The sequence below is a fragment of the Skermanella aerolata KACC 11604 genome, from assembly GCF_000936425.1.
GTDB classification, from domain to species: domain Bacteria; phylum Pseudomonadota; class Alphaproteobacteria; order Azospirillales; family Azospirillaceae; genus Skermanella; species Skermanella aerolata.
In genome coordinates this window covers 1-26335 of the sequence record NZ_AVFK01000058.1, presented here as the reverse complement: position 1 = coordinate 26335, position 26335 = coordinate 1, and the positions used below count along the sequence as shown (strand labels likewise).

The window sequence follows — 26335 nt, the reverse complement described above, 5'->3', positions numbered from 1 at the left end:
AGGCGTATTGGACGCCGCGGTCGGAATGGTGGATGAGGCCGCGGGGTGGCGCGCGATGCTGGATCGCCATCATCAGCGCGTTCTCGCACAATGAACTTCTCAGATGGTCGGCCATGCTCCAGCCGACGATTTCGCGGGTCGCCATGTCCTTGATGGCGGCCAAGTACAGCCAGCCCTCGTCGGTGGCCACATACGTAATGTCTGCAAGCCAGATCGTGTTCGGGCGATCGGCCTCGAAGGCACGCTGGAGCAGGTTCGGCGCGATGCCGTAGCCGTGCCGGCTGTCGGTCGTGATCGGCGGCCGCTTCTTGCGTCGCGGTGGCCGAATATCGTTCTCCTGCATGAGGCGGGCGACCCGCTTGCGGGCGATGCGGACGCCCTGAGCCCGCAGTTCGGCATGGACGCGTGGAGCCCCATACCGCTCGCCGCTGTCCTGGAAAATGCCGCGGATTTGGCCGACGAGGTCGGCTTCGGTGCGGCTCTCCGCCGCTCTGGCCTGGCCATCGGCCTGCCAGTCATGGAACCAGCTGCGCGCCACGCCCAGAACAGCGCACAGCAGGCGGACTGAATAAGTGGGACCATGGGCGGAGATGAAGGCGAGCTTCGCTTTCATGCTTTCTCCGCCCACCTGGCGAAAAAAGCCGAGGCTTTCCGCAGGATCTCGTTCTCTTCCTGGAGCCGCTTGTTGTCGCGGCGCAGCTGCTGCAGTTCGGACGCTTCCGCCCGGCGTCGCGCAACCGCCTCCGCCGATCCAGCGGCCTGCTGCTCCAATCGCCAGGTTTTCACCTGCGTCGCCGCCACACCGAGGGCCTGGGCGACACTGCTCAGTGTCTGGCCGGGCTCATCCAGCCGGGCAACCGCCGCTGTCTTGAACTCCGCCGTGTACCGGCGGCGCGTCTTCTTCGTCATATCCTTCCTCCAGGTGGTTCGTAAGCTTACCACCTGGTCCGGTCTGGCGGGGCAAGGTCACAGTACATCGGGGACAATCAGCTCGACGTGATCCTGGGTGCTGGCCGCAACCAGTTCACCACCGAGGGTGAAGGGGGAGTGCAGGCCAACGGCACCAACCTGATCGGCCTTGCCGAACAGCAGGGCATGGACTACGTCGTGAGTGCTGAGGAGCTGGTCTCCTTTGACGGTGACCGCGTGCTCGGCCTCTTCAACAACGAGGAATACCTTGACGCGATCGGCGAGCGTCCGGCTGAGGAGCCGACCCTGGAGCAGATGACCAAGGTGGCTCTCGACACGCTTTCCAAGGATGATGACGGCTTCGTGCTGTTCCTCGAGGAGGAGAACACCGACACCTTCGGCCATGAGAATGACGCTGCCACCGCCATGCATGCCATGGCCTCGTTCGAGGCCAGCATGGAGAAGGTGCTGGAATTCCAGAAGGAGAACCCGGACACGCTTGTCGTCATGGTCGCCGACCATGACACCGGCGGGATGACGGTACAGCCGGACGACGAGGCGACACCGGCGGTCTTCCGCGACTTCACTGCAACGGCGACTGAGATGGCGGAGCAGTTCGATGCGGCCGACGCCAACTCCATCCGCGATACTGTTGCCGAACATACCGGCCTGACCCTGAGCGACGAGGAAATCGCGGATCTGCAGGGCAGCGAGAAAACCGAGCTTGCGCTGGCGGAGTTGCTGAGCAGCAAGGGCGGTGTGGCGTTCACCACGACTGGCCACACCGGTATCGATGTGCCGATCTACGCCACCGGTCCTGGCGCCGAGATGTTCACCGGGGTTCAGGAGAACTCGGCCGTCGGTCAGCACGTCGCCGAGGCCATGGGCCTGTCGTTGCCGTCCGACCAGCAGGACGGTGGTGCCGACCGTTTCGCGGTCACCAGTCTGTTCGATAGCGCCTTCGGCAGTATCCCGGGTGTGAATGCCGTGCGCGGCCTGGCGGCACAGCTTCCTGATGGTGGGCTCGACGATCTGGCTGATCAACTCGCAAGTCTGTGGACTGGACAGAACGACACCGTCTTCCTGTCCAGTGTGCTGGAGAACACGTTCGATGCTGCGCCCGAGACATCAGAGCTGGCCAAATGGAGCGAGGTCCTGGCGGACAATGGCGGCGATCGTGGTGAGACTTTGCTGAGCATATCGCAGCTTCCTGAGCATGAGGTCGCTCTGCTGGGGCTGCCTGTGTCCGAAACTGACTTCAGCCCGATCGCCTGATTGCAGGCAGATAGCATTGCACCCCACCAGTCCGACTGGTGGGGACGCTGTCATTTCCTCAGCAGCCTATTTCAGACGCAGCCGCGGCATTTATTATGCCTGAACGTTATCTCAAAGGCTGGCGCCTTTCGGAACGCCGGCATCACATGCCCTAGTTAGGCGAGTTGTGCTTCTTCGAATGAACATCAGCGGAGCCTGTGTTTATCTTTGATGTCAACGATGAACTCGGCTGTCCGTTTCTCGAAGTCGCTGACCAACAGATCGGCGTTGAGCCGCCAACGTCCGGGAACCGCGAGTTCCGGTCCGTCATGACGGTAACTGCCTGCCCCCGTGCGGGTCATGACGCGCGGGAGATTCTCGATGCCGAGATCGGGACTTCCGAGGTTCAGCGTCACCGACTGGATATCGATGGTGGCACCATCGATCCCTGACACCTTGAGCTCAATTATGTTCTCGCCGGCATCGGCCGGTGTCACGGTGAGCATCAGGTTGAGAGAACCTGCCGAGGTGTGGATAATCTGATTGGAGTTGAAACCATGCCGGATGTACTCGGCAGTGTTTCCCCCAGCCGGAGGCGGCACGCTGGTCAGGACAGCCGTCGCTATGAATACGACGACGGCCAGAGCTGCCTCTCCGAGGATCGACCGACGAAGCCGCTCCAAAGCGTCCTTCCCCTGCCGCAGCGTCGGGACGAAGCGCCACTTGTTCAGAGCCGCAAGAGCGAGCATGCCAGCCACGATCAGGATCTTTACCAACAGGATCAAGCCGTATGCTGTGGTGGCCAAGGCGCTCCAGCTGCCGACCAGGCGCCATGCCATCACCAGACCAGCGCCCGCCAACAAAGGAACGACTATGGTCGCCACGACAGAAAACGCCGCCATTAGTTGAGCGACCCCGTTTCGGTCGGAGTGTCGCGTGGCAACGAGCAGGGGCCAAAAAGCCCCGGCCCAGAATGCGATTGCCAGCAGATGAAGGACCAGCAGGCCGGAGAGCCAGAGTGAATCCCAGGGCACCGTATGGCCGGTGAACGCGAACGATGCCGCGACCATCACCGCTCCCAAAGGCCCGAGGACTGGAAGGCTCCACTGCCAAGCCGCAGCAGCCACGAGGAGGGCGAGTCCGTCAAGCCTTAGCAGGGCGCTCACGGCTGCGCCGGGAGCCAGGAAGGTGCTGAATCTGCCTGAGGCGAGCAAAGCGGCGTCACCCCCGAGGATCAGCACTTGGAGTCCTAATCCAAGTACCGTAGACACTGCCGCAATGGATGCGGACAAGAGGACCACAAGGTAGGGGAATGCAACGACTGCATGCCGACGAAACAGCAGAGCAAATATAACCAGCCCTGCCGTGAGCAGCGATGCGCCATATGTTACGACCCTGGCGGTGGCATACAGGACCGTCAAGCCAAATGGCACGCTTTCAGTAACTGATCCAGCAGATCCAGAAGGATTTCCGCTGGGTGCTCCAACCGAAAAAACCAGGGAGCCGCCGAGCGGATGTCCGTCCGCCGATGCCAAGCGCCAACTCATCACGTAGGTCCCGCTGCCCAACTCTGGAAGCCCCGCCGTCACGTGATCGGGTTGATCGCCTAGCTCGGGCCGGAGTTGTACCACGCCTCCAGCCGGATCGACCAAGCGAAGCGACGCCACCTGGACCGGTTCGTTGAAGCGCAGGAAAATTTGGTCTGGTGCCTGAGCAAGTACCTGGCTGTCCGTCGGCGAGCTTTCCAGCAGACCGGCATGGGCGTGCGCGGCGCCAGACCATAGGATCGATAGGACGGCCACCAGAATAGCCGTCAAGATGGCGACAGGCCACCTGACAAAAAGAAACACGACGAATCTCCCGACAGAAGCGACGTCGGTTGCGGTACCGACGCCGCTGTCCTCCCCGTTGGTCTACTTGGCCTTCGGGGTCAGCCGGATGGCCGGGGCAGGTTCCTTCAGGTCGTCGGATTTCTGACCGGCTGCCGGAATCTCGATCCAGCGCGACTCGCCCCTTTCGCAGATCTGGACGATGGGCATGTACAGAGTCTCTCCTGTCCGGTCCGGGAGCTGCCCACGAAACACGAATTCATCATAGTGTTCGTCGAGCAGCTTGCCGCCGGTCCAACGGACTTCAGTCACGCCCTCGGTGATGGTCTTGCCGTGGCTCTCGTAAGGCGTAGTGAGCTTGCCGATTACGGTTGAGACCTCCCACCCTGGTTTGGGCATGGGCTTCACACTGACCATGCCGTCCGGCACCTTGACCCGCATCTCCCGCATCGGGGAACCCTCGCAACCGTGGCCGACCCGCATCACGGCCTTGTAGTAACTCCCAGCGGGCGCCTCGGCAGTTTCAAGCGTAACGTGTGCCGTCGCTGCACCTGTTAAGCCGAGCGTCGTCATGGCCGACAGTGCGGCCATCCTAATTTTGTTCATCTGACTCACTCCTTCGGCATGAATGCAGACATTCATGCGGACCAGCCCAGCGCCATCGGCGTGGGGGTGTCGGTTTCTGAAAACGGGAGAACTCTCGAAATCAGATATTCTGCGGAGGAGCGCGGGCCTGGGCAATCACCAGGAAATCAAGGGTGGGCACCCAGTCGCGGACAACCAGGAGCCAAAGCACGGCGGTCGGGGCAAGCGACCGGGCAACTACAGGGACGGACGAGGGTGGTGGAAGCCCTGTGTCCTGGAGCCGGCAGAAGTGACAAACCTCATGGTGACCGTCAGCTCTATCATGGCTTTCAGATGGTTGACTGTCAGAGGGTAGCCTCTCCTCGGTAGCGTGTTGGTGCCCGTGGTCGGCTTCCGTAACGGTAGCCGGAAAAAGCGGCAGCAGCAGACGAAACAGCAGCAGGGCCACCGCTAACAGTGGTCCCAACCGAATGGCCTGCCTTTCGCTTTCGGTTAAGTTGCCCTGCTTCACCCTGATCTGTCCAAGCAGCCCATGTTAGTTGTGTTTCGTCCAAGCTTCCAAGCTTGCACTATTATTTTTTCTGACGGAAGCCGTCGTGGCACCCGGAGCATTCCTGACCCACGCGTTTGAACTCCGACTGCAGCTGAGGTTTCTTGCCGGAGGCAGCCGCAGCCACCAGATCTTCGATCGTTGCATCGAAGCTGCGCATGCGGGCTTCAAATTCAGGGCGACGGTCCCAAACAGCCTTTGTTGCCTCGGTATGGTGGCCGTCGCTGCCTGGCGGGAACATGTGCATTACATGTTCGCATGCTGATGCATCGTCTCCGCGAGTCGCTGCGCTGTTTCTTGGTCGAAAGCCGTCTTGCCCGTTAGCATGGCACCCAGCGCTTTCATGTGCTGGCCCATCTGCTTCATGACATCCATACGCTGCGCCACCACGCCAGTCGCGCCCTCATGGGCAGCGGCCATCCCCGATGTCAGGAAGACAGCAAAGGCGACCACGGCCAAGCGGCGGGAGAGGTTGGTTGCTGACCGTGACATACCGAGTTCCATGCAATGGTGCGAGAAGTCCTCTGAATGACGGTTCAAACGCAAACTTATTCCATCTCAGGTTTCCGAAACCGTTCTAGAACGTGTCCAGCTTTCGGTCTCCAGCTTAACCGCAGTTAATTGCTCGGACGACTACTGAGAACGATGTGGCCATCATCGTAGCGGATCTGGCCGTCAACCACCAAAACCGCTCCACTTTACCGAGAGCGGCGCTGGGTTCAGGTTCCCCGTCTTCAGGCACGAAATGGCAAAAGGCTACATCAAGTAGCGGTAACGCCATCGTCCGGTCTATATAACAGCCCTAGCTCTCATCAACCTGAAGGATTAATACCACACGATCCGGAATATGGATTCGGGTTGACTCGTCCTGCTCTAGGACATGCCATAGACGATGCTAGTGAATATGTCACTAAAGGACAGTTTTGTATGATTATAGTAAAAACCCTACTCTGAATAATTAATACTGATCATATCGGAATATAACCGCATAATGGTTTGCCATAGCGGCAAATATAAGCAAAGTTGTTTCGATATTAATGATGTAAAAACGACTCGAACCATTGATTGACGACTCTTAAATTCTAATTAGCACTGCTAAATCACTGGTACCGCTAACCTCATATCCTTGTGTAGAAGGAGTGCTACCTGATGCGCAGGCGTCAATTCTTGAAGTACGGTAGTGTTGTTGCTGTGTTTACCACGGCTACCGTTTCCCTGCCTTCCCTGCTTGCTGCACAGATAGCTGACCCAGGTGACTTGCCAACCGGAGACGATGCCGATTTCGATCTGGAAATCGTTGACGTTGATGTCGAACTAATCGACGGCAGCACCGTGCCTATGTACGCATTTTCCCATGCTGGCCAGCCACCATCGATACCGGGTCCGATTCTCCGCGTTAAGCAGGGAGATACGGTCCGCATCGATATCCGGAACTCCAGCACCAAGCCCCACGGCTTCCAGATCTTGGGTCAGACCAATGCCGCCACCACAGGCATCGCACCGAGTGAAGGCGACGGTGACGACAAGGTCCGGATTGAATTCGTTGCGACCAAGCCAGGAACCTACTTCTACGTCGATGGCGACAACGCTCCGATCAACCGCGTGCTCGGGCTTCACGGCGCACTGATCGTGGAGCCGACGAATGGCTATGCGGACGGCGCCGCCAGGAAGAAGCCGATGCCATATCCCGCGGGAAGCGCAACGGCCAACATGAAGTCGCTGTTCACGGCATTCGGTGAGGCGACGATCGACGGTAAACAGGCCCGCTTTCCAGGCAAGCCATGGCAGGCCGGCCGCGAGTATGTCTGGATCTTCAACCAGATCGACCCAGTCCTGTGCCGCCGAATCGCGGCTGGTGAAAACCCTTCCGCATCGGAGTTCCAGGAGCAGTTCCATCCGCGCTATTTTACCATTAACGGCCTGTGCGGCATGGACGCGGCGCATGACAAGGCCACGTGCCCGACCGGACATGTCGGCGAGCCGGCTCTGATCCGCTCCATGAACGCCGGCTTGGCGACCCATTCCCCGCACATCCACGGCAACCATGTTTTCGTGCTGACCCAGAGCAACGCCAATGGCGTTCCCGTCTATCAGCAGGATCTTTTCGAACACGATGTCTGGCTCATGCCACCGATGATGATCAAGGATGTCCTGCTTCCCTTCACCACCCCACCGGACCTGCCGCCGGCGCCCTGGAGGATGGTGCAGGAGAAGTATCCCCTCCAGTACCCCATGCACTGTCACAATGAGATTTCCCAGACCTCGGCAGGCGGCTCCTATCCGATGGGACTGATGACCGATTGGGAAATCGAGGGGCCGCTGGTGACCAGTTGACGCTGATGGCGGAGGTGTCGGGAAAGATCCGACTGTCACGGCAGCTCCACCACCCGACAAGCATGTATCCGATAAAGCATTGAGATGGACGTCAGGACAGGTTCCGGTGAACGAGAACTGTCCAGTCCTCTTGCCTTGGAGACTTTTGATGACGACCATCTCTCGACCGATTTTCGATCCTCAGGAATTTGATACCTTCGGATGTCATCCCTTCGAGAACGACCCCGCGACCCCGGACCGGATCACGCGTCAGGTTTATGTCGAGAGGCAGGTGTCCAGCTGGAATGTCAACATGAAGGACGGCTCCCAGCTGCAGTTCTGGGGCTTCAAGGATCCCACCATTTCCGGCAGCGACTCTCCCTGGCCATCGAAGATCATCCGGGTCAAGCAGGGCCAGATCTTCCACTGCATGTTCAAGCCAAGCAAGGGGGCCCACACCATCCACTGGCACGGCATCGAGCCGACCCCGATGAACGATGGCGTCGGGCACACCTCGTTCGAGGTCAAGAGCAGCTACACCTACCAGTGGTGCGCCCACCAGGCCGGCACCTACCTCTACCACTGCCACAAGAACACGGTGCTGCACTTCGAGATGGGCATGTACGGCGTGCTCATCGTGGATCCGGTCACCAAGAGCCCCGACACCAACAACCCGAACTACCTCTATGATCCTCTCCCGGGTGACTCGGCCCCCGGCATCACCACCGGCGCCCCCTACTCGGCAGAGTCGATCCTGGTGTTCGACGATGTCGATCCGAGATGGCACAATCTCGACCACAATGCCGGCATGTGCGGCGACGATGTCGGCCTCGACAAGTTCAATCCCAAGTACTTCCTGATCAACGGCGTCCACAACGGCCGGAGTGAGACGGACACGAAAACCGTCACCAAGGTAGTTGCTGGAAAGAACGTTCTGGTTCGTCTCGCCAATGCCTCTTATAGCCGGCTCTACATAACGCTTCCGGTTGATGCCTGGATCGTCGAGGTGGATGGTCGTCCGCTCCGGGCGAACCGCGCCAAGGGTGCCTTTGCGGCACCCAGGAAGCTTGCCGCGAACACCCGGCTAGAGGTGGCTGTGGCGCAGCGCTACTCCCTCTGGATCCCGAACATCCCGCGGGGTGATTACAGGATCACCGGCAACTTCCATCACTGGATCACCAACAAAAAGCATTTCGACGGGACGGCCGTCGCCAAGATCATCGCCACCTGAGAGGAGTTTTCGACCATGCGCGCAATGGTTTCTTCTAAGTATGTTGGACGCACAGCCGTGCTGGCCGGTATCCTGATGGGCAGTTCGGCTCTTTATTTTGCCTCGTCATCGACTTCCGCTCAGGAAGGACACGGCAAAACGGCGCACGCGGAAGCTGCGCCGGCAGCAACACCGTCCGAGGGCCATACGCCCGGACATGAGGGTGCCGCTTCCGCTAAGCTGGAGGACGCCAAGGCGGGCGGCCACGGTGGCGGTGGCTACGGCGCCCACAGCGGCTGGCCCGAGCCGCAGCAGCTCGGCGGCGACTTCAGCCTGACCGACCATACGGGCCGCAAAGTCACCTTGGCTAATTTCAAGGGCAAGGCAGCCGCCTTCTACTTCGGCTATGCACAGTGCGGCGACATTTGCCCGATCATCGGCACCAAACTGGGCATGGCGGTTGATCTGATGGGCGACAAAGCCGATCAGATCAACATCGCCATGGTCAGTGTCGATGACCGTAATGATGGTCCGAAGGAACTCGCGGCTTTTGTCGCCAAGCAGCACCCACGCCTGATTGGCCTGTCAGGAACCCGTGGGGAGATCTACGACATTGCGGCCAAGTTCCGGGTTCGCCGGGACTATGTGACCCAGAACCAAGTTGCCAAGGAAGGTGAGGAGCAGACCGAAGCTCATAACGGCGGCGCTCACGGGAGTGAAGCGGACAGCTCCCAGGTCTCCCATGATGCGGCGACGTCGGAGCAGGCTCATGAGACCGCAGAAGCCGCGCAGACGGCGGCCACCACAACGGATACCCAGCCCAAGACTAACACCGCAAGGGAGACGGCTTCAGGCCAGCGGATCAAGATCCGTTCTGCCTCGGACGATGCAACCCGGCTGCACAACATGGCGATGGCGCATACCACGCACATTTACCTGCTGAACAAGGAAGGCCGAGTCGTCCGGTATATCTATCCCAGCATGACCCCGGAAAACCTCGCCAAGCGCCTCACCGACCTGGTTGAAGAGGGCTGAACCAGTATCAACGGCCGGAGCCGGTCCTCGCTGGGAGTGAGGACCGGTGCGGATCGGTCATCGTCTCATGGCGCCGCTCCTCGACCTCCGACATGCGAACGTAGGTGACCGCGAATAGGAGAGCGGCCAACCCAAGCAGGACGACAAAAAGCGCCCTGTTCTTGGATCTGAGCCGTCGGATTCGTTCGTCGGGTGCCGTGGTCCGCATGAGTTAGCCGACTAGACGGGGTGGTCGCGGCGATCCGAACCATATGCGCAGACACCGCGCTCGACCTGTACGGTAACATGATCGATGCCGAACCTGGCATGGAGAACATTGTTAATAGCAACGACCGTACCGTTCTGGTCAGCACTCTCGTCGATTACGGCGTGCAGTGTGACCATCTGACGCTCGTTGGTCAACGACCAGGCATGGATGTGGTGAACGTCTGTCACTCCGGGAACATCCTTCAGGGCAGCGTCAATACGGGTGGCATCAATGCCGTACGGCGCACCCTCGAGGAGGATATGCCCGGATTCCTTGGTCACCCTCCATGCGCCGCGTAGGATGAGAAGGACGACCACAACCGACAGGATCGGGTCGATGGGCGTCCAGCCTGTCCATAGGATGATAAGGGCCGCGGCGATCGCGCCGACTGAGCCCAGCATATCCCCGAGAACATGAAGTGTCGCGCCGCGGACGTTGAGATTCTCAGCTCCGCCCCGATGCAGGATCCAGAACGCGGCTATATTCACCAGCAGGCCCAAGGTTGCGACGATAAGCATTTGGCCGCCAAGCACTTCGACGGGATTGAACAGGCGGCCGATAGCCTCGATGGTGATCCAGACTGAGATGGCGAACAGAGAGATGCCATTCACGAAGGCGGCGAGCACCTGGAAGCGGTGGTAGCCGTAGGACCGTTTAAGGTCAGCCGGGCGTCTGGCCAAGCGGAATGCGAACCATGCCAATGCGAGTGACGCGAAGTCGGTCAGCATATGCCCAGCGTCGGCAATCAGGGCCAGTGAGCCCGATACGACGCCTCCGATGACTTCCGCGAACATGAAGCCGCCGGTCAGCAGCATGGCCCATAGGACCTTACGCTCGCTGTTGGCAGTTACCGCGTGAGCGTGCCCTCCGGGACCATGGTCGTGTCCGATATGTGAACCGTGGTCATGTCCCACATGCGATGCTTGGTTGTGTTCAGGGTGACTCGAATGTCCTTGATCGTCATGGTCATGATCTGCGTGATCATGCCCGTGGTTTATGTCGCTCCGGGATTTCTGGCCTTGTGTTCCTGTGTCCGTATTCATTCAGGTTCTCTCATCGCGCTTGTGGCTCTTCACCGGAAGCACTCACCTCACGGTCGTCCTTGATGTCCTGTGAATTCGGGGTGGTAGCTCCTCGTGCCCGCTCAATCGCTTCGAGGACGGATTCGGTTGACAAGAGCTCCGGCAAGACGATCCCACTCGGCGCGCCAGGCCCGTAGACAGCGTTGAAGGGGATGCCGTAGCGATTGTACCGGGCCAGGTAGTCCGATATCCGCGGGTCGGGACGCGTCCAGTCGGCCCGCATGGGAACCACCCCCGGTGCTGTCAGCGCGTCTGCAACCTCGCTCCGGTCGATGACCAGCGACTTGTTCGCCTGGCAGGTGATACACCAGTCAGCTGTCACGTCGACAAAAACAGTTTTACCCTGCGCGATCAGCAGGCCGATCTCCGCCTGATCGAACGGTGCCCATGCCGTCGCCGTCCCAGTCGTTTCTGATGGCTTCCCCAGCATAGCCGGGGACACCATCGCAGCGGATAGCGACACCGCCATCAGCCCCAGCATCGCCGGGACGCCAAGGCGCCCCTGGAGGACCAGCGCGGTGCCCAGCACGCTCAAAGCGGCTGCGACAACGAAGGCGGCTGGCCAGGAAGCCTGAACCGCCAGCACAGTCAGCAGCCATGCCGCGGTTCCGAGGAGTGCGACAGCTAACATACCGCGAAGCGTGACCATCCATCGGCCCGGTCGCGGCATGAGGCTGACCATCCGTGGAAAGGCCGCAACCAGCAGGTAGGGCGACGCCAAACCGACACCCAGTGCGGCGAAGATGGTCAGGATCTCGACCGGACCGCGCGCCAATGCGAAACCCACGGCCGTGCCGACGAACGGAGCCGAGCACGGTGTCGCCAGCAGGGTCGCGAAGACCCCGGCCGCGAAGTCGCCGGCATGTCCGGTCCCGCCTGTGCGGCCTAGTACCGTGGCGAGACGGGACGGCAGGGGGATGTCGAAACCACCCGCGAGGCTGGCTGAAAAGGCGACCAGCACGGCGGCCATAGCCACCAGGAACAACGGCTGCTGGAACTGCACGCCCCAGCCGACAGTGGATCCCGCGAGTTTCAAGACAACGAGAGCGCCCGCGAGCAGGAGCATGGAGGTCAGGACTCCCGCGGCTGTCGCCAGAAAGCCCAGCCGCACACGCCGGCGCTCAGCGTCGCGTCGGTCGATTACTGACAGCAGCTTTAAGCTGAGTACGGGCAGCACGCATGGCATCAGGTTCAGCACGAGGCCGCCCAGAAGTGCAACGAGCAGGACCGGCGCTACGTCACCGAGCGGGGAACCACCCACCGCTGAGGCGGAGACCTTAACGCGTGCCTCGGCAACTCTCGGACCGTCGATCACGGTGACCAGAAATTCCTTTCCGGACATATTCACTGTATCTGGCCCGGAAGCGATGGGCAGTCTGGCTGTGGCCTCATAGCCATCCGGTGCGAACGAAAGCTCCGGCTTACCGAATGTCCAGTCGGAACCCTCGACCAGGACGTCGGGCTCTACCAGGGACTTGCTTGAGGCGATGCGGACCCTCAGAGCTCCCGGTTTGCCCATCTCGATCGAAGCGGCCTTGATCCTCAGCCCGGAGCGTGCCCCGTCGTCGGGTACCCGGGCTTCAAAGTGGGCAACCAAGTTGGCAGATTCCGCATCAACTGCGGCTGGTCCGGCGGGAAGGTTGAGAGCAATTTCCAAGGAAACCGGAATGCAGATGGTGCTGCACACCAGCACGTCTGCTCTGCCGCGCAGGGCCATCGGCTCACCCGGACGCTCAACCCGGACGTCGAGCGGGAAGACAACCTCATGATCGTATCCGAAGGTCTCCAGCCCAAACAGGGTAAAGCGGTGTGGCGCAGGCCAATGCCATTCCACCCCAGTGACATTCTCAGAGGCCGACCAGTCTACCCTCGGCGGCGCACCGGCATCGCCGGGCGAGCGCCAATAGGTTTTCCAGCCGTTTGCGAGCATCAGGTGCAGGCCCATCGGGATGATTTCCCGATCGTCGACAGTGTCCAGGGACGAAACCAGCCGGGCTTTTAGGGTCTCGTGGCTCGACCATTCACCAGTCGCAGCGACGGCGGGGCTGACCAGCCAAGCCGCCATAACAGCGAGGAGCGCAACAGCGTACCGGATGCCCACCTCTGTCATCCTGTAACTCATCGCACCCTCCATTCCCATGTCACGAACCGGTGTCAAGCCAGGCCCCGCTTCCGCCTAGGCTTCAGGGCTTCGGCAACAGCGGTTCGACAGTCTTTTTGAACTCTTCGAACCGCAGGACCCCCTTGAGAGTATTGCCGTCGATCACGAAGGACGGTGTCGAATCCACACCATGCTTCTGTTCTCCCTCGTACCGCGACTGCACGATGGAGTCCTGGAGCGCCTTGTCCGCACGGCAGGCGTCATAAGCTTGGCGGGACAGCCCGGCGAGAGCGCCGATGCGGGCCAGCGGCTCAATCGGGTCCTTGGCGTGCGACCAGTCGTCCTGTTTGGCGAAGAGCAGCGAGAGCACCGGGAAATACCGCTCCGGCGGCAGGCACCGCGCCATGGTTGCAGCCTCGAGCCCAACCCGGTCGAGCGGGAAGTCTCGGTAGACGAGACGGACCTTGCCGGTATCGATGAATTCCTTCTTCACCTGCGGCAGGACATCATTGTGGAAGGTTGCACAGTGGTGGCAGGTAAGCGAGGCGTACTCAACCACCTCGACCGGCGCATCCGGACTTCCCAGCACACGGGGTGCGGTGGCGCTCGCGGGAACCGCCGGGGCCTGCTGGGCCAGGGCGGTTCCCGCGAAAAGGAACGTCGCCGCCATAGCGGCTGCGAGGGTTTGGGCCAGGGACATGGAGGTCTCCTTGTTTTTCTTGGTTCAGGTTGAGGTGGCGGTTCAGGTTCAACTGGTCGAGAGCAGGCGCCGGACCTTCTCAGCCGCAACCTCCGCAGGTTCATGAACGTCCAGGGTCGAACGGAGGCGTCCCTGGGCATCAAGCAGCAGCATGCTCGCCGTGTGGTCCACGTTGTAGCCGCCCCCGTCGAGCGGGGCCTTGCGCGCGAACGCGCCCAGGCTCTTCAGCGCCGTGGTCACCTCCTCGGGTTTGCCGGTCACTCCGAGGATCCGCTCGTCGAACAGTGCTGTGTACTCGGACATGACCTGAGCGGTGTCGCGCTCGGGATCGACGGTGAGGAATACGGACCTGACGTCCTCGGCCTGCGGACCGAGCGCCTGGAGCGCATTCGCCACATAGGACAGCGAGGTTGGGCAGACGTCGGGACAGTGGGTGAAGCCGAACACTAACAGTGTAGGTCTGCCACGCAGGTCGGCGGGCGTGAAGGGCCGGCCTGCCTCGTCCAGGAGACTCCAGTTAGCTCCTTCGGCCATGGGTCGACCAGGTTCGATCGTCCCTGCCCGCTGCGGCTCGGTGGCTGCTATCTGCCAAACCAGAATCGCCAACGAGCCGACGGCAAGGCCGACCAGCATCCACAGGACGAAACGAATGTTTCTCAGGTTCAGCATGGCATCCTCACTCCGACCCCATAGCGCCGGGCTTGCCGATCTTGACCGGAACCTCGACCTTCCCGGCCTTCTCAAAGGTGATCGTCAGAGGGAACTGCTGGCCGACCTTCAGGCCGCCGCTGAGTTCCATTAGCATGATGTGCATCGCGCCGGGCTTCATCTCCAGCGTACCGCCAGGCGAAATGCTGAGCGGGCCGGTTTCGCTCATGCGCGAGACGTCGCCTTCCTGACGGGTCTGATGAGCCACAGCGTTACCCGCTACCGGCGTCTCGATGAACAGGATGCGATCAGGCTGCGAACCAGTGTTCCTGACCGCCAGATAGGTGGCGCCAGTCTTGGCGGACAGCGTCGTGGCACGCGCCCAGGCCTGCTCAATAACCAGATCACCGGCCGTCACCTCAGCAGCATGCGCCACCGAGGTGATCATGATGATGGATACGGCAAGGGCTGAGAGAAATAGTCTCACTCTGTCTAATCTCCTGGATTGATCGGGCAATCGTCGCTGGGAAGGCTCAGTCACATGAGGGTCTCTGCATTCTGGCCTGTGAGCTCCAGGATGGGTTTTCCCGTACTTAAGCGGACCGCGCGTTGAAAATCTTTTCTGAGACGCTTCCCAGTGTTTTCGCCTTTCTATCCGATCAAGGGGCGTCGGCTCGCCATGAACCTGGATCGGTTCGCTTGTCACACCTCGTTCCTCCCATTCCTGACGCCGGACTCCGGCGCCGACGAAGTCACCTTCTTGTTGGCGGCACGCTCACTAGCCCACGAATGCAGCAGCAATGCCGCGACGCTGCAGAAGATGACCGTATCGGCCAGGTTGAAGGCGGGCCAGTGCCAGTCGAGCGCATGAAAATCCAGGAAGTCCGTTACCGCTCCCTGCCGCACCCGATCGATAACGTTGCCGATGGCGCCGCCAATAATGCCGCCGATGGATGCGGCTTCGATGCGGCTGCCAGCACGCCATGCCCATATGATCAAACCAGCCACTATGACCAGCGCGAGACCGATCAGCATCCAGCGTCCGAGCGCCTCGTCACTGCTGAGCATCCCGAAGGTGACTCCGCGGTTGAAGCCAAGTGTCAAATTGAAGAACGGGGTGACCTCGATGAGGCGCGGAGGATTCATGACATGCTCAAGGATCACCCACTTGGAGGCCTGATCGGCGACCGCTGCCAGGAGAGCCACTGTCAAGGCCAGACAAAGACTATTCCTCCCGCTGAAGCCGTTTTCAGAGGTCGTCATAATTGTTTCTTTCACGGCGCCCGGCGGAGCAGCCGCAGGGCGTTGAGGGTGACGAGTACGGTGGCCCCAGTGTCGGCCAGGATGGCAAGCCAAAGGTCCGTGACGCCGAACAGGGTGGTGACGAGGAACACGGCCTTAAGGCCAAGAGCGACCGCCACATTCTGGTGGATGTTCGTCATCGTCGCCCGGGACAGCGCTATGAGTTCAGCGACACCCTCGACCCGGTTGCCCAATAAGGCTGCGTCGGCGGTCTCCAAGGCGACATCAGTACCGCCGCCCATGGCGATGCCGACATTGGCTGCCGCCAGAGCGGGGCCGTCGTTGATGCCGTCACCGACCATGGCGACCGGTGCCCCGACCTTCAGGGCCGCGATCTCGTTCAGCTTGTTCTCGGGCAGAAGTTCCGCCTTGACCTCGATGCCGAGCTTTCGTCCGATAGCCTGACCGGTCCGGGCGTTGTCGCCGGTCAGCATGACGCTGCGGACGCCGAGTTGCCGGAGTGCCGCGATGCCCAGCAAAGCGTCGGGCCGCGGTTCGTCGCGCAGCGCGATCAGGCCAACCGGCTGTGCATTGGCCAGCACCACGACCACGGTCTTGCCCTCGTCCTCCAGGGCGGCGATGCGCTCGGCGGGGATGCTCTCCGGGCCGCAGCTTTCCACCGCGTGGCGCGGCGAGCCGACCTCGACAAGCTTCCCGCCAACGACGGCCTGAGCTGCCCGTCCTGGAAGGGCCTTCTGCTCGCGTGCCGGTCGGAGCGGAACGCCGTCGCCCGCCGCCCGGTCCAGGATGGCGCGGGCGATGGGATGACTGGAACCGTTCTCCACTGAGGCCGCCATCCCGAGCAGGGAGCGGTCGTTTCCCGTCAGTGACACCAGGTCGGTCACCTGCGGCCGTCCCTGGGTCAGCGTCCCGGTCTTGTCGAAGGCGATGACGCGGACCCGGCCGATCATCTCCAGGGCAGCGCCGCCCTTGATCAACAGGCCTCGTCGGGCACCGGCGGCGATGCCGGAGGTGATGGCCGCCGGTGTGGACAGGACCAGAGCGCACGGGCAGCCGATCAGCAGCAGTGCCAGTCCGCGATAGATCCAGGTGTACCAATCCGTCCCAAAGGCCAGCGGCGGGATCAGCACGGTCAGGATCGCAACCAGGATTACGAAAGGCGTGTACCGTGCGCTGAACCGCTCAATGAAACGCGCCGTCGGGGACTTCGACGCCTGCGCTTCCTCGACGAGATGGATGATGCGGGCAATGGTGTTGTCAGTCGCCGCTCGTGTCACCCGGACTCGCAGGGCGCCGGTCGCGTTGATGCCGCCCGCGATGACCAATGAGCCGATCTGCTTGGGAACGGGAACCGACTCACCGGTGACCGGGGACTCGTCCACGTCGGACTCGCCATCGACGACCTCTCCATCGGCCGGGACGCGATCACCGGGCCGAACGAGCACCATCTGGCCGATCTCCAGGCGCGATGCCGGAACCTCGCGGGCAACCTCGCCCTCGATCACAAGGGCAGAGCGCGGCACAAGTGCTGTCAGCGCCTTGATGCCGGATCGGGCCGAGCCCGCCGCAACACCCTCCAGGAGCTCGCCGACGGCGAACAGCAGGACCACGATCGATGCCTCGGCTGTCTCGCCGATGATGAGGGCTCCCGCAGTGGCGATCGACATCAGCATCTCGATGCTGAACGGCGAGCCAACGCGGGCCAGGGCTAGGGCTCGGCGGCCGAACACAATCAGGCCAACGAGGGCTGCAGGGACCAGGGCAAAATCCCCGAGGGATGGGACAAGCCACGAAACCAGGAAACCCACGGCGACGAGCATCCCGATTAGACCGGTCAGCCGCGCCTTGGATGTCGTCCACCACAGCTGTCCCGCAGGATCTTCGGCGCCGATGTCGGCGTCACCTTCGGCCACCACCTGGATGCGGTCCATGTCCTCGACGCCAAATCCGAGGCTCCGGATCGTGCCCTCCAGCCGCTCACGGGGTGTCGTGGTCTCGTTGAGTCTTAGCTTCAGGATCTGGGAGTGATAGCTCAGGCTGACGTCTTCTATGCCCGGGAGACGGCCGACGGCTGTCTCGATCTTAGTCGCGCAGCTTGGGCAGTCCATGCCCGCAACCTTGTAGCGGAGAGCGCTTTTGCCCTCGGCCATTACCTGCCCGATGTGTGCCTCGTCCAGCATGGTACTCCCCCATGAACATCGGAAGGCGGATGCCGCCGCCGTCTGAATGTGCTAAACATGGACCCTGTAGCTGCTACAGGGTCAAGGGGAAATGTCGGAAAAAATCATGTCGGTCGATCACACCATCGGCACGCTGGGCAAGCTGACCGGCGTGAACATCGAGACCATCCGCTACTATGAGCGGATCGGCCTGCTGCCCGAACCGGCGCGCAGTTCTGGGAACTACCGCGTCTACAGAGACACGCACGTCCGGCGGCTGACGTTTATCCGTAAGGCGCGCGACCTCGGGTTCCCGATTGAGGCGGTGCGCCGGATGCTGGCCCTGTCGGACCAGCCGGACCGGCCTTGCGGCGAAGTGGATGCCCTGGTCGTCGAGCAGATGCGCGAGGTCGAGCGCAAGATCGCGGATCTGGAGCGGCTCCGGGCGGAACTCGACAGGCTCGCCCACCAGTGCCGCGGCGGGCTGGTTTCGGACTGCCGGATCATCGAGGCGCTGTCGCCGTGAGGCGTAAGGTGGCTAGCTGGTTGTTTCTCGCTCGCCATAATTGTCGCACGCCGCACGCCGCACGCCGTGTCTGCCAGCAGCTCATCCGCCAAGCGCAACAACTGCTCGATCCGCTCATCCTGCTGCGGCACATTGAGCGAGCACTGGCCGAGCGTGGCGAACGCGTGCTCCTGGTGGAGACTTCGAGCTTGCCGAGCTTCGAGCACACGCGGGCCTTCTACAGCAAGTCCGGCTACGATGAGGAAGCCCGCATCCGCGACTTCTACCAGGCGGGCGAGGACAAGGTGGTCTTCAGGAAGGATCTCCAAGACAAAGACTGGAGTGCCTGAACCCGACTTTCTGCTCCATCGTTACCCAGCACCCTTATCTGTTGCTGTTTTCTGGAGCGCCGGGCCCGTCGATCCAGAAGGGTATCGAGCAAGCCTGCCGGCCATTGTCCGACCACACGGTGGAACCTGAGCAGTGATCGAGAGCCTTGCGGGGGTCATTGTTGCGCATCAGCTGCAGCCAAATGCCGGCGGCGTCCGGTCCGGCCTGGAACGCCATGGCAATCTGGCGCTCCGTCGTCTCCACCGAGTGACGGCCGCTGCTCCAGCCGAACCAGTAACCGCCGCCACCACCGAGAAGGAGGCAGGCGGCGGCGACAGTTCCGGCGATCAACGATGTCTTTCTTTCCAGTCGCAGGCGGTGTTTCGCCGCAGCGTCACGCATGGACGCATCGGCCTGCCGCGCGATCCGCTTGACCAGGTCGGCCTCGCCTTCCCGGGTCAGACCGCGAGCGCCGTCCTGAACAGCGTCCTTGGCCGCCACCGCCGTGTCGAACAGCATCTCCAGCACCAGGAACAGCGGCTTGTCGTCCCCAATGCCAGCCGCCCGGCATTTCTGACGGAAGTCGTCCTGTGTCATCACGGCAGCCAATCCGCAACGCCGAGCTTCTGGCGCTTGGCTTCCAGATCCTCCAGCCAGCTTTCGGTCATGAACTGCTCGACCGGATCGAGCGGTTCGTCCCCCAGGCCGGCAGCCGCATCGTAGAAGTTCTGCCTGCCGCCCTTCACGAGGTCCATGCACGGGAGCCTGGTCATCAACATCGGCTTGGCGCCGCCGGCCAGCATCTTCTGAAAGCCGGGATGCTTCGTCGTTTGCTCGAAAGCTCCGACGACGGTCTTGCCCTCGCGGATGACGCCCTCGTTCAGGACCAGGATCGTCCGCTCCGGCCGGAAGTAGCCAGCCTCGTAGATTGACAGGCAATGGCGCAGATCCTCGACTTCCGGGCCGAGGACGTAGATCGCGACCGGCTCGATCCCGCGACGGGCGCAGAATTCCACCAGCATCAGATCCCGCCCGTACTCGAGCATGAACCGGTCGCCGCCGCCAAAATCGACCACAGCGGACGTCTTCTCCTTCGTCATCCTGTTGAGCAGTTTCGAGAACGCCGCCTTGACGTCGGGCAGCTCCTCGGTCGGCGGAACCATCGCGTCGGGGAACAGGTCGGCCAGCGTCTTCGACCGTGCGTCGAAATCGGCCACGATCGCGGACCGCCCCTGATTTTGGGCGCGCCACGCGATCTCGCTCAACAGCGTCGATTTGCCACCGAAGCCACGGCCGAAACCGACGGCCAGAACCGGCGACTTCGTTACAGGGGCCACGACGGGAGCTTCCAAAGTGCTCGACTTTGCCATTGTTAAATCCTTCCGGAACGTCGGTTCATTTCGGCCAGCAGTGCGGCCATGGGGTCGTCAGCAGGTGCCGATGTGGGTTTGGGGGGCGGTGCCGGTGACGGTAAATGTGGGGGGATAGAAGCGGGAGTGCTGATGACTTCGACCGAAGCCGACGATGGTCTCGTTGCCTTCCTGGTCCGCTTCGTCTCGTGGTGCTTGCGGACCCGGTACCATGTCTGCCGGACGGTCTCCGGTTTGAGCTTGCCGCCGCTGCCGTTCTGAAACCCCATCTCCGAGAACGAGCCGGTCAGATGGCTCCAGTTAAGGCGGGCACCGTCGAACAGGGCGACCAACTCGTCGTAGTTGCTCGACATCCACTGGTAAAGCGGTGGCCGGCGGTCGCCCCCCTCTTCAAATGCCTGCCGGAGCTTCAGCAGTGAGGCCGGGTCGGTGCGTCTCAAATCGCTCTCCCGTCTTTTGGTTTGCGCTTCGGGATCGCTTTAGAAGCGCTTCGCTACCGCCACGATACCATATGGCGTTCATATTAGACACCGAAACTGTTGTGTGTCAGTGTCGTCAAAACAGCGCGTCAATTCCGCGTCGATGCCGTATCGGAACGCTTCGGAGTCGTCGGCTGCTGTTTTGGGGTCAGACCAAGGTACCCACCGTTGGTGGGTACGAATGAACAAGGAAGGTCCTTCAAGATGGCAGACAACACCGCGATCCTCGGACGACTGGACACCATGACGGCGAGCATCGACACGCTCACCCGAGGCTTGATCCTGATGACCGAAACGCTGGGGACACACTCGGAAATCCTGGGCGAGATCCTGGAAGCCTGCTCTACCGAGCCGGGGGAAAGTCCCTTGACCGAAGCGCTGGCGCAGATCGTCGCCAGCATCAACCAGCAGAACGAAACGCTGGCCGGCGTCGGTGCAGCACTGGAGAACATCGGGCCGGGGATAGAGAACGCCGTGCTTCGGGGCTTTCACAGGGCCAACGGCAGCGTCGATGCCGACGGCGTGGTGATAGAATAATCCCATGCTGACATTCGGAACTATCGCGGGCGGAGCACCCTCAAGTCTGGTTCCGATGACCCGGCACATGCTGACCCAGACCGTGCCGAGGGAAGTGGCGGACCTTGCCCGCTACTACACGCAAGGCATGGAAGTCGGCCAGGATGAAGCGCTCCCCCGGCGGGACATGCACCCTGTTGTGGCGAAGGGCCTGGGCGTCGATCCGAACAAGCCGGTGACGATGGATCAGATCAACGGCCTGCTGGCGGGCCGGCGCGCGGACGGTGAGAAGATCGAGGGAAAGACCTATTCGGAACATCGGACATACACGGACCCAAAGACCGGCGAGCTGAAAGAGAAGGTGCCGATCGGCGCGGTGGACTTCTGTTTCACGCCGGACAAGTCCGTCTCCGTGGCCTGGGCCTTCGGCACGCCTGCCGAACAGGCCGCCATCTATCAGGCCCATCGAGATGCCGGCCAGCAAGCAATGCGGTATCTGGAACAGGAGATCGCCAAGGCTGGGATCGGAAAGGCCGGTAAGGATGGCTTCGACCAGGGACACCTTGGATGGGTGAGCTTCGACCACTACACGTCACGCCCAACGCTCTGGATCGCTTGTGAAGAGAACGGCAAGATCATCAGCGAAAGCGTTCCGATCCAGATTGCCGGCGATCCGGAATTGCATACCCACTTCACGGTGACCAACGCTGTTTTCTGCGAAAACGGGCGGATCGGCTCGTTGGACCTCAACCGGCTAGAAGGTCTGATCAAGGAAGCCGGAGCGCTGTATCAGGCGCACGTCGCTACCAACCTGCGCGCCATGGGGGCAGACGTCGTGCTCGACCAGGACACGGGGGCAGCGCGGCTGACTGCCATCCCGGAAGACGTCCGGTCGCACTACAGCAAGCGCACCACCAACGGCGAGCAGGCGGCGCGAGAGTATGCCAAGACACAGGGTCTTGATTGGGACAGCCTGTCGTCGGAGCGGCGGTCCGGGTTGCTCAAGGGTGCTGTCCAGGGCGTTCCGAAGGGCATCGATGATGAGATGCGCGCCAAGCTGCGCAAGGACGACATGGCCGACTTCACTTCCTGGAAAACACAGGCGGTGGAACTTGGCTGGAAGCATGAAACCATCGTTACCCGATCCGGACCGCTGCCCGAGATCAGCCGGGAGCAGAGGCTCGAGCGGGCCTATACCGAGGCGTTGCCGTGGTTTGAGAAGGACCTGGATAAGCGGGCCGTGGTCAGTGAGCACGATGCCAGGACCGCGATCGCGCGGGGGCTGATCGCCAGCGGCATCGAGAGCCACAGGGACATTGACCAGGTGATAAAGGCGTTCGAGAGGCGCGGCGTTCGTCAGCAGGGCGAGATGACACCCCTGATCATCGGCCAGGAGAGCGGTAAGCGCGTCCGGTCGATTACTACGGGCCTGCATGAAGCGCAGGAAAAGGAGTTCATAGCCAGGGCGCAGACGGCGTCCTCGGACGTCTCCGCAGCCCTGCCATCGGATCGCATCAGTGCTGCGGTGCAACGCTCAGGTCTGGACTTCACCAGTGAGCACGGCAAGCAGCAGCTCCAGGCGATCCACGATCTGGGCCAGGGTGGCAAGCTGGGCGTCATGATCGGGTCTGCCGGCGCTGGAAAGACGGCTTTGCTCCAGCCTCTCGTCTCGGCATGGCAGGAAGACGGGCGGCACGTTCACGGTATTGCACTGGCCTGGCGGCAGGCCGACGACCTGATAGACGCCGGTATCGCGCGGCAGGACGCCAAGGCCATCAGCGTCTTTTTCAAAGCGGTGGAAAAGGGAGACATCACGCTCGATCCCAAGTCCGTCGTCGTCGTGGACGAGATGTCGTTGCTCGGCACTCGTCAGGGGCTCGACCTGCTGCGTCTCCAGGACGAGCACAGGTTCCAGCTCGTCATGATCGGGGATGACAAGCAGTGCTCCAGCATCGAGGCCGGTCCGATGATCGACCTCACGCGTAAGGCGCTAGGAGAGGGGAAGGTGCCCGAGATCCTGACCACCACTCGCCAGCAGACCGAGCGGGAGCGGGACATCGCTGGCTTGTTCCGGGACGGCAAGGCGGGGCTGGCTCTGGGCATGAAGCGCGAGGACGGCACGGTGGAGCTGGTGCCGGGTGGTTATCGGGACGCCGCGGAGCGAACGGCAGCGCTGATGATGGACCGGATCAAGGCCAACCAGGGCGACGACAAGTTCACCATCACGGTTTCAGCGCCGACCAACACGGACGCGCATCGCCTGAGCCTTTCCATCAGGGAGCAGCGTCGGGGGCTTGGCTACATCGGTCCTGATCTGGTGAAGATCAAAGCATCTGACAGGGACGGCAATAGCTACGACATGAAGCTCGGCGCCGGGGATAAGGTCCGGCTCTTTCACAGCGTCGCTGCCAAGGGACAGCGCGGCGGCAGCATCGGGCGCAACGGGTCCATCCTGACCGTTCAGTCTGCCGATAAGCACGGCATGCTCGTCCGCAACGCCAAGGGAACCGAGGGTTACGTGCCCTGGAAGTCTCTGACCAAGGACGGTCAGATCCGGCTGGCCTACGGTGAAGTGATGACAACGCACACCGCGCAGGGATCGACCTCGACCGAGCATATCTATGCCATGCCAGCCGGCACGAAGCTGGTCACCGGGTTTTCCGCCTACTCCAGCGGAACCCGGCACAAGCAAAAGTCCTTCATGGTCATATCGGAAGGTGCCGAGCGGGCGGAAGTAAGCGCGCGTCGGCCCGTCAATGACAGCAGACCGATCGGCAAGGACGATCTGTGGTCCAATGTCGCCCGTAACCTCGGACGTCAGCCCGAGAAGACGACCGCTCTTGATTTTCTCGACCGTGCGTCGGGTCTTAAACGCGGTGCGGCGAAGTCGCTCCAGCGCGGGCTTCAGCCGGGGGAGCTGCGGGAGCGGCGCGGGCTGGAACCGACGGTGGTCCATACCCGTCTTCAGCGCAGACAGGAATCAGGTGCCGTGCAGCGTGTCGCGATCCGGCTGGAAACCATGAGCAAGGATATGCACCCTGTCACGCAGAGACTGGCGACCATGAGTCCGCAGATAAAAACCGCCATTGAGAAAGTCGTTCGTGCCGTTTCTCTTTCCGGCACGTCGAGGCTTACAGTGGAGATGCCGCAGATCGACCGTCGGCAGACAGTGATGGATGATCAGAAAAGATCGCCGTCGATGCGGATCAAACGCTAGGTCTGTTTGCCCACATGTGCATTGCAGTGCCGACAATAACGTTCTGCTTATAGGAAAATTCTTCAATCAATTCATTGATCAGGATGCGTGTATCGTCATGCATCCTGAGTGGTCTTGTCGGAGCGTTCTTAGCTGCTCTCCATTCGATCCGGTCACCTCGACGAGCTGCAACGGCAAGGTCTTTGACAGCTAACGTCATCGCGTCCTGATATTTGATATTGTCTTGTCTGGCTCTGCCCGTGAAGGCTTCCCAATCCTCGTTAGCGATGCCGGACACGGATGTCGAGATATTAGGGTAGCGGACTTGAGGCATGACGTTCCCATTTAACACTAATGCCTCCTTATCGCCGCCAACGGCGTTTTCCGCAACTACTACATTCATCCGATCCGGCTTTCCAAAAAAGTTTCAAGCTGAACTGAGGAGTCTTGCGTCCGCTTGAATTCCGGTGATACGCTGGTGTTCTGAACAAATACCGACAATACGCCGTAACGGCATCCGCCAACCTTAGCGATTGGTACTGCCCACATGGAGTTTATTTTAAACACTGATGCTTTTGTGACTTCGCTTTCGGTGCTGGCACGATGACATCGTTGCCGCTGGCGATTGTCATCCAACTTGCCGTTGCTCATGCACAGACCGTCGCGCCGGAAACTGTTGCCGCGTTCGCCCAGGCGGAAAGCAGGCTCAACCCGTTCGCGATCTTCGATAACTCTGCCCGCAAGAGTTACGCACCAGCATCTGCCGAGGAAGCCATTGCCATCGCACGAAGCCTGCTGGATCGCGGCCATTCGATTGATGCAGGGCTGATGCAGATCAACAGCGCAAACTTCGAGCGCACCCGTCTGAACGCCGCCACAGCGTTCGATCCGGCGTTGTCGGTTCGCGCAGGCGCCCAAATCCTGGTCGATGCTTACCTGTGGTGCCGGGAACGGCAGCCTGCTGCCGAGCCGCTGCGCTGCATGGCATCGGTCTATAACACCGGTCGTCCAACTGCTGGAGAGCGCAACGGTTATGTCGGCAAGGTCTTCGCCGCCGCTGATCATCTGGTCCCTGCGATCCGTCAGGCGCTTCCGGAGAAGCCCGCCGCTGCTGCCGAGCCTGCCGCTCCCATCGTTCCGCACGCTTGCGGGCCGCCGCCGCCAGCCTGGGACGGCTGGGCCGTCTCGTCCTACTGCATGTGCGTAGCACGAGCCTCGATCACCAAACCGGAGCCTAAATCAAATGAAGACGATCGAACTGAACAACCAGGTCACTAACGCCCTCGTCATCACCATCGTCCTGGCGGCCGTTGCCGTCATGCTGATCCCCGACATGGCTTTCGCGCAGGGTCAGGGGCAGGCGCTGGTCGACTACTCCTACGAGGAGTACGGCCGCCCGCTGCTGAACATCGCGGTCATCGCGGTGGCGATGACGATGTTCTTCCTCCGCTTCTCGTTCCCGGTGATTGGGATGGTCGCCGCCGGTGGCATGACCTTCGCCAACTACAGCGCCATCGTCGGTCTGTTCGGGGCCTGATGCGATGGACTCCAGCACGGACCGCGTGGCTCGCGAGGATACGCTCCATGTCGGCGCCGCACGCCCGGCACGGCTGTTCGGCCTGCCCTACCCGCTCGCCGTCTTCCTCGGGTTCGTCTTCTACATGATCCAGACGAACCTGACCGGCTGGTACGGCCTGTCATGGGCGGTCGCGGTTGTCGGTCCGTGCTGGGGCTTCGCCTACGTGATCGTGGCCCACGACCCCTACGGCGCCAGCGTCGTCGTCGCGTGGTGCCGCACCTGCCTGCTTCTCCGCGACAAAGGCACCTGGGGCGGCCCGTCGTGCAGCCCGCTGCCGGCGCGCAAGCGCAAGATCAGGACAATCCGATGACCGCCGCCCAACTGCGTGAGCAGTTCACCCTCAGCGACAAGCCCGCCGACGAGTACCTGACCTTCGACCGGCATATCGCCGACGACATGGCCATCCTGGCCGACGGCACCCACGTCGTCATGCTTCGCCTGGACGGCAAGCCGCTGTCGCTGATGGACGATCCCC

At 61.6% G+C, this 26335-nt stretch carries 29 protein-coding genes and 1 pseudogene; 11 read left to right on the top strand and 19 right to left on the bottom strand.

Annotation, left to right across the window (positions count from 1 at the left end):
- Both N826_RS34615 and N826_RS34610 read right to left on the bottom strand, forming a co-directional pair.
- On the bottom strand, nt 1-613 hold a 613-nt coding region (locus tag N826_RS34615; protein ID WP_044436631.1), incomplete at its 3' end, for an IS3 family transposase.
- Nucleotides 610-909, bottom strand: a complete 300-nt coding sequence (locus tag N826_RS34610) for a transposase (RefSeq protein ID WP_044436629.1) — start codon at nt 907-909, stop codon at nt 610-612. The genes N826_RS34615 and N826_RS34610, both read right to left, overlap by 4 nt.
- A 33-nt stretch (nt 910-942) precedes the next feature.
- On the opposite strand from N826_RS34610, the gene N826_RS34605 reads away from it, so the two are divergent.
- Nucleotides 943-2184 (top strand): alkaline phosphatase, encoded by a 1242-nt coding sequence (locus N826_RS34605; RefSeq protein WP_084721446.1) that lies wholly within the window; start codon nt 943-945, stop codon nt 2182-2184.
- Between the two features lie 185 nt (nt 2185-2369).
- On the opposite strand, the gene N826_RS34600 is transcribed toward N826_RS34605, so the two are convergent.
- The 5 genes and pseudogenes from N826_RS34600 to N826_RS34590 form a co-directional block, all read right to left on the bottom strand.
- The gene (locus N826_RS34600; RefSeq protein WP_044436625.1) at nt 2370-4013 is read right to left on the bottom strand and encodes a copper resistance CopC/CopD family protein; all 1644 of its coding nucleotides are present in this window, start codon (nt 4011-4013) and stop codon (nt 2370-2372) included.
- Between the two features lie 63 nt (nt 4014-4076).
- A complete protein-coding gene (locus N826_RS34595) occupies nt 4077-4598 on the bottom strand; it encodes a YcnI family copper-binding membrane protein (protein ID WP_044436623.1) in 522 nt (173 codons plus the stop codon).
- A 100-nt stretch (nt 4599-4698) separates the two neighbouring features.
- A complete protein-coding gene (locus N826_RS46120; RefSeq protein ID WP_373866655.1) occupies nt 4699-5025 on the bottom strand; it encodes a DUF2946 family protein in 327 nt (108 codons plus the stop codon).
- Between the two features lie 124 nt (nt 5026-5149).
- A pseudogene (locus N826_RS42365) lies at nt 5150-5457 on the bottom strand (c-type cytochrome); the annotation flags it as partial.
- Nucleotides 5374-5631 (bottom strand): cytochrome c, encoded by a 258-nt coding sequence (locus tag N826_RS34590; protein WP_084721444.1) that lies wholly within the window; start codon nt 5629-5631, stop codon nt 5374-5376. The pseudogene N826_RS42365 and the gene N826_RS34590, both read right to left, overlap by 84 nt.
- Before the next feature lie 645 nt (nt 5632-6276).
- Here N826_RS34590 and N826_RS34585 point away from each other — a divergent pair.
- The 3 genes from N826_RS34585 to N826_RS40915 all read left to right on the top strand — a co-directional run bounded on the left by N826_RS34585 (nt 6277) and on the right by N826_RS40915 (nt 9685).
- Nucleotides 6277-7461, top strand: a complete 1185-nt coding sequence (locus N826_RS34585; RefSeq protein ID WP_084721443.1) for a multicopper oxidase domain-containing protein — start codon at nt 6277-6279, stop codon at nt 7459-7461.
- Nucleotides 7462-7609: 148 nt separating this feature from the next.
- Nucleotides 7610-8671 (top strand): multicopper oxidase domain-containing protein, encoded by a 1062-nt coding sequence (locus N826_RS40920; RefSeq protein ID WP_052832597.1) that lies wholly within the window; start codon nt 7610-7612, stop codon nt 8669-8671.
- A 15-nt stretch (nt 8672-8686) separates the two neighbouring features.
- The gene (locus tag N826_RS40915; protein WP_084721442.1) at nt 8687-9685 is read left to right on the top strand and encodes an SCO family protein; all 999 of its coding nucleotides are present in this window, start codon (nt 8687-8689) and stop codon (nt 9683-9685) included.
- Between the two features lie 219 nt (nt 9686-9904).
- Here N826_RS40915 and N826_RS34565 read toward each other — a convergent pair whose 3' ends face one another.
- The 8 genes from N826_RS34565 to N826_RS34535 all read right to left on the bottom strand — a co-directional run bounded on the left by N826_RS34565 (nt 9905) and on the right by N826_RS34535 (nt 17906).
- Nucleotides 9905-10822: a cation diffusion facilitator family transporter gene (locus tag N826_RS34565; RefSeq protein ID WP_044436642.1), complete on the bottom strand. Its 918-nt coding sequence runs from the start codon at nt 10820-10822 to the stop codon at nt 9905-9907.
- Nucleotides 10780-10917: a hypothetical protein gene (locus N826_RS45510; RefSeq protein ID WP_244619747.1), complete on the bottom strand. Its 138-nt coding sequence runs from the start codon at nt 10915-10917 to the stop codon at nt 10780-10782. The genes N826_RS34565 and N826_RS45510 overlap by 43 nt, the downstream gene beginning before the upstream one ends.
- A 68-nt stretch (nt 10918-10985) precedes the next feature.
- Nucleotides 10986-13136, bottom strand: coding sequence for a protein-disulfide reductase DsbD family protein (locus tag N826_RS34560; RefSeq protein WP_244619746.1), 2151 nt, complete (start codon nt 13134-13136; stop codon nt 10986-10988).
- Nucleotides 13137-13197: 61 nt separating this feature from the next.
- Nucleotides 13198-13815: a DsbA family protein gene (locus N826_RS34555; RefSeq protein WP_084721440.1), complete on the bottom strand. Its 618-nt coding sequence runs from the start codon at nt 13813-13815 to the stop codon at nt 13198-13200.
- Between the two features lie 48 nt (nt 13816-13863).
- Entirely contained in the window at nt 13864-14349 is a 486-nt protein-coding gene (locus N826_RS34550) for an SCO family protein (RefSeq protein WP_169789475.1), read from the bottom strand.
- A gap of 142 nt (nt 14350-14491) precedes the next feature.
- Nucleotides 14492-14950 (bottom strand): copper chaperone PCu(A)C, encoded by a 459-nt coding sequence (locus N826_RS34545; protein WP_147041200.1) that lies wholly within the window; start codon nt 14948-14950, stop codon nt 14492-14494.
- Nucleotides 14951-15165: 215 nt separating this feature from the next.
- Nucleotides 15166-15726, bottom strand: coding sequence for a signal peptidase II (gene lspA, locus N826_RS34540; protein WP_044436618.1), 561 nt, complete (start codon nt 15724-15726; stop codon nt 15166-15168).
- A gap of 11 nt (nt 15727-15737) precedes the next feature.
- Nucleotides 15738-17906, bottom strand: coding sequence for a heavy metal translocating P-type ATPase (locus tag N826_RS34535; RefSeq protein ID WP_044436617.1), 2169 nt, complete (start codon nt 17904-17906; stop codon nt 15738-15740).
- Nucleotides 17907-18012: 106 nt separating this feature from the next.
- Here N826_RS34535 and N826_RS34530 point away from each other — a divergent pair, with 106 nt between their 5' ends.
- Both N826_RS34530 and N826_RS34525 read left to right on the top strand, forming a co-directional pair.
- The gene (locus N826_RS34530) at nt 18013-18411 is read left to right on the top strand and encodes a MerR family transcriptional regulator (RefSeq protein WP_044436616.1); all 399 of its coding nucleotides are present in this window, start codon (nt 18013-18015) and stop codon (nt 18409-18411) included.
- 20 nt (nt 18412-18431) lie between these two features.
- Complete coding sequence (locus N826_RS34525) at nt 18432-18740, top strand: N-acetyltransferase (RefSeq protein WP_211099464.1); 309 nt, start codon at nt 18432-18434, stop codon at nt 18738-18740.
- A 34-nt stretch (nt 18741-18774) separates the two neighbouring features.
- Here N826_RS34525 and N826_RS34520 read toward each other — a convergent pair whose 3' ends face one another.
- The 3 genes from N826_RS34520 to N826_RS34510 are packed head-to-tail and all read right to left on the bottom strand — an operon-like array spanning nt 18775 to nt 20530.
- Nucleotides 18775-19329: a hypothetical protein gene (locus N826_RS34520; RefSeq protein ID WP_044436615.1), complete on the bottom strand. Its 555-nt coding sequence runs from the start codon at nt 19327-19329 to the stop codon at nt 18775-18777.
- A complete protein-coding gene (locus tag N826_RS34515; protein WP_044436614.1) occupies nt 19317-20090 on the bottom strand; it encodes a hypothetical protein in 774 nt (257 codons plus the stop codon). Before N826_RS34515 ends, N826_RS34520 begins: the two co-directional genes overlap by 13 nt.
- Before the next feature lie 2 nt (nt 20091-20092).
- On the bottom strand, nt 20093-20530 hold the full coding sequence (locus tag N826_RS34510) for a hypothetical protein (protein ID WP_044436613.1): 438 nt from the start codon (nt 20528-20530) through the stop codon (nt 20093-20095).
- A gap of 243 nt (nt 20531-20773) precedes the next feature.
- Between N826_RS34510 and N826_RS34505 the strand changes: the two genes are divergently transcribed.
- Together N826_RS34505 and mobF are read left to right on the top strand one after the other, a co-directional pair.
- A complete protein-coding gene (locus N826_RS34505) occupies nt 20774-21106 on the top strand; it encodes a hypothetical protein (RefSeq protein ID WP_044436612.1) in 333 nt (110 codons plus the stop codon).
- Nucleotides 21107-21110: 4 nt separating this feature from the next.
- The gene (gene mobF / locus N826_RS34500; RefSeq protein ID WP_084721439.1) at nt 21111-24302 is read left to right on the top strand and encodes a MobF family relaxase; all 3192 of its coding nucleotides are present in this window, start codon (nt 21111-21113) and stop codon (nt 24300-24302) included.
- On the opposite strand, the gene N826_RS34495 is transcribed toward mobF, so the two are convergent.
- On the bottom strand, nt 24292-24684 hold the full coding sequence (locus N826_RS34495) for a hypothetical protein (protein ID WP_044436611.1): 393 nt from the start codon (nt 24682-24684) through the stop codon (nt 24292-24294). The two genes, mobF and N826_RS34495, sit on opposite strands and share 11 nt — an antisense overlap.
- A gap of 200 nt (nt 24685-24884) precedes the next feature.
- Between N826_RS34495 and N826_RS34490 the strand changes: the two genes are divergently transcribed.
- Genes N826_RS34490 through N826_RS34480 form a run of 3 tightly spaced genes read left to right on the top strand, consistent with a single transcriptional unit; the run spans nt 24885 to nt 26170 of the window.
- Nucleotides 24885-25559, top strand: a complete 675-nt coding sequence (locus tag N826_RS34490; RefSeq protein ID WP_052832591.1) for a transglycosylase SLT domain-containing protein — start codon at nt 24885-24887, stop codon at nt 25557-25559.
- Nucleotides 25525-25818, top strand: coding sequence for a hypothetical protein (locus tag N826_RS34485; RefSeq protein WP_044436610.1), 294 nt, complete (start codon nt 25525-25527; stop codon nt 25816-25818). Before N826_RS34490 ends, N826_RS34485 begins: the two co-directional genes overlap by 35 nt.
- A 4-nt stretch (nt 25819-25822) precedes the next feature.
- Entirely contained in the window at nt 25823-26170 is a 348-nt protein-coding gene (locus N826_RS34480) for a VirB3 family type IV secretion system protein (RefSeq protein WP_044436609.1), read from the top strand.
- Nucleotides 26171-26335: the final 165 nt, after the last annotated feature.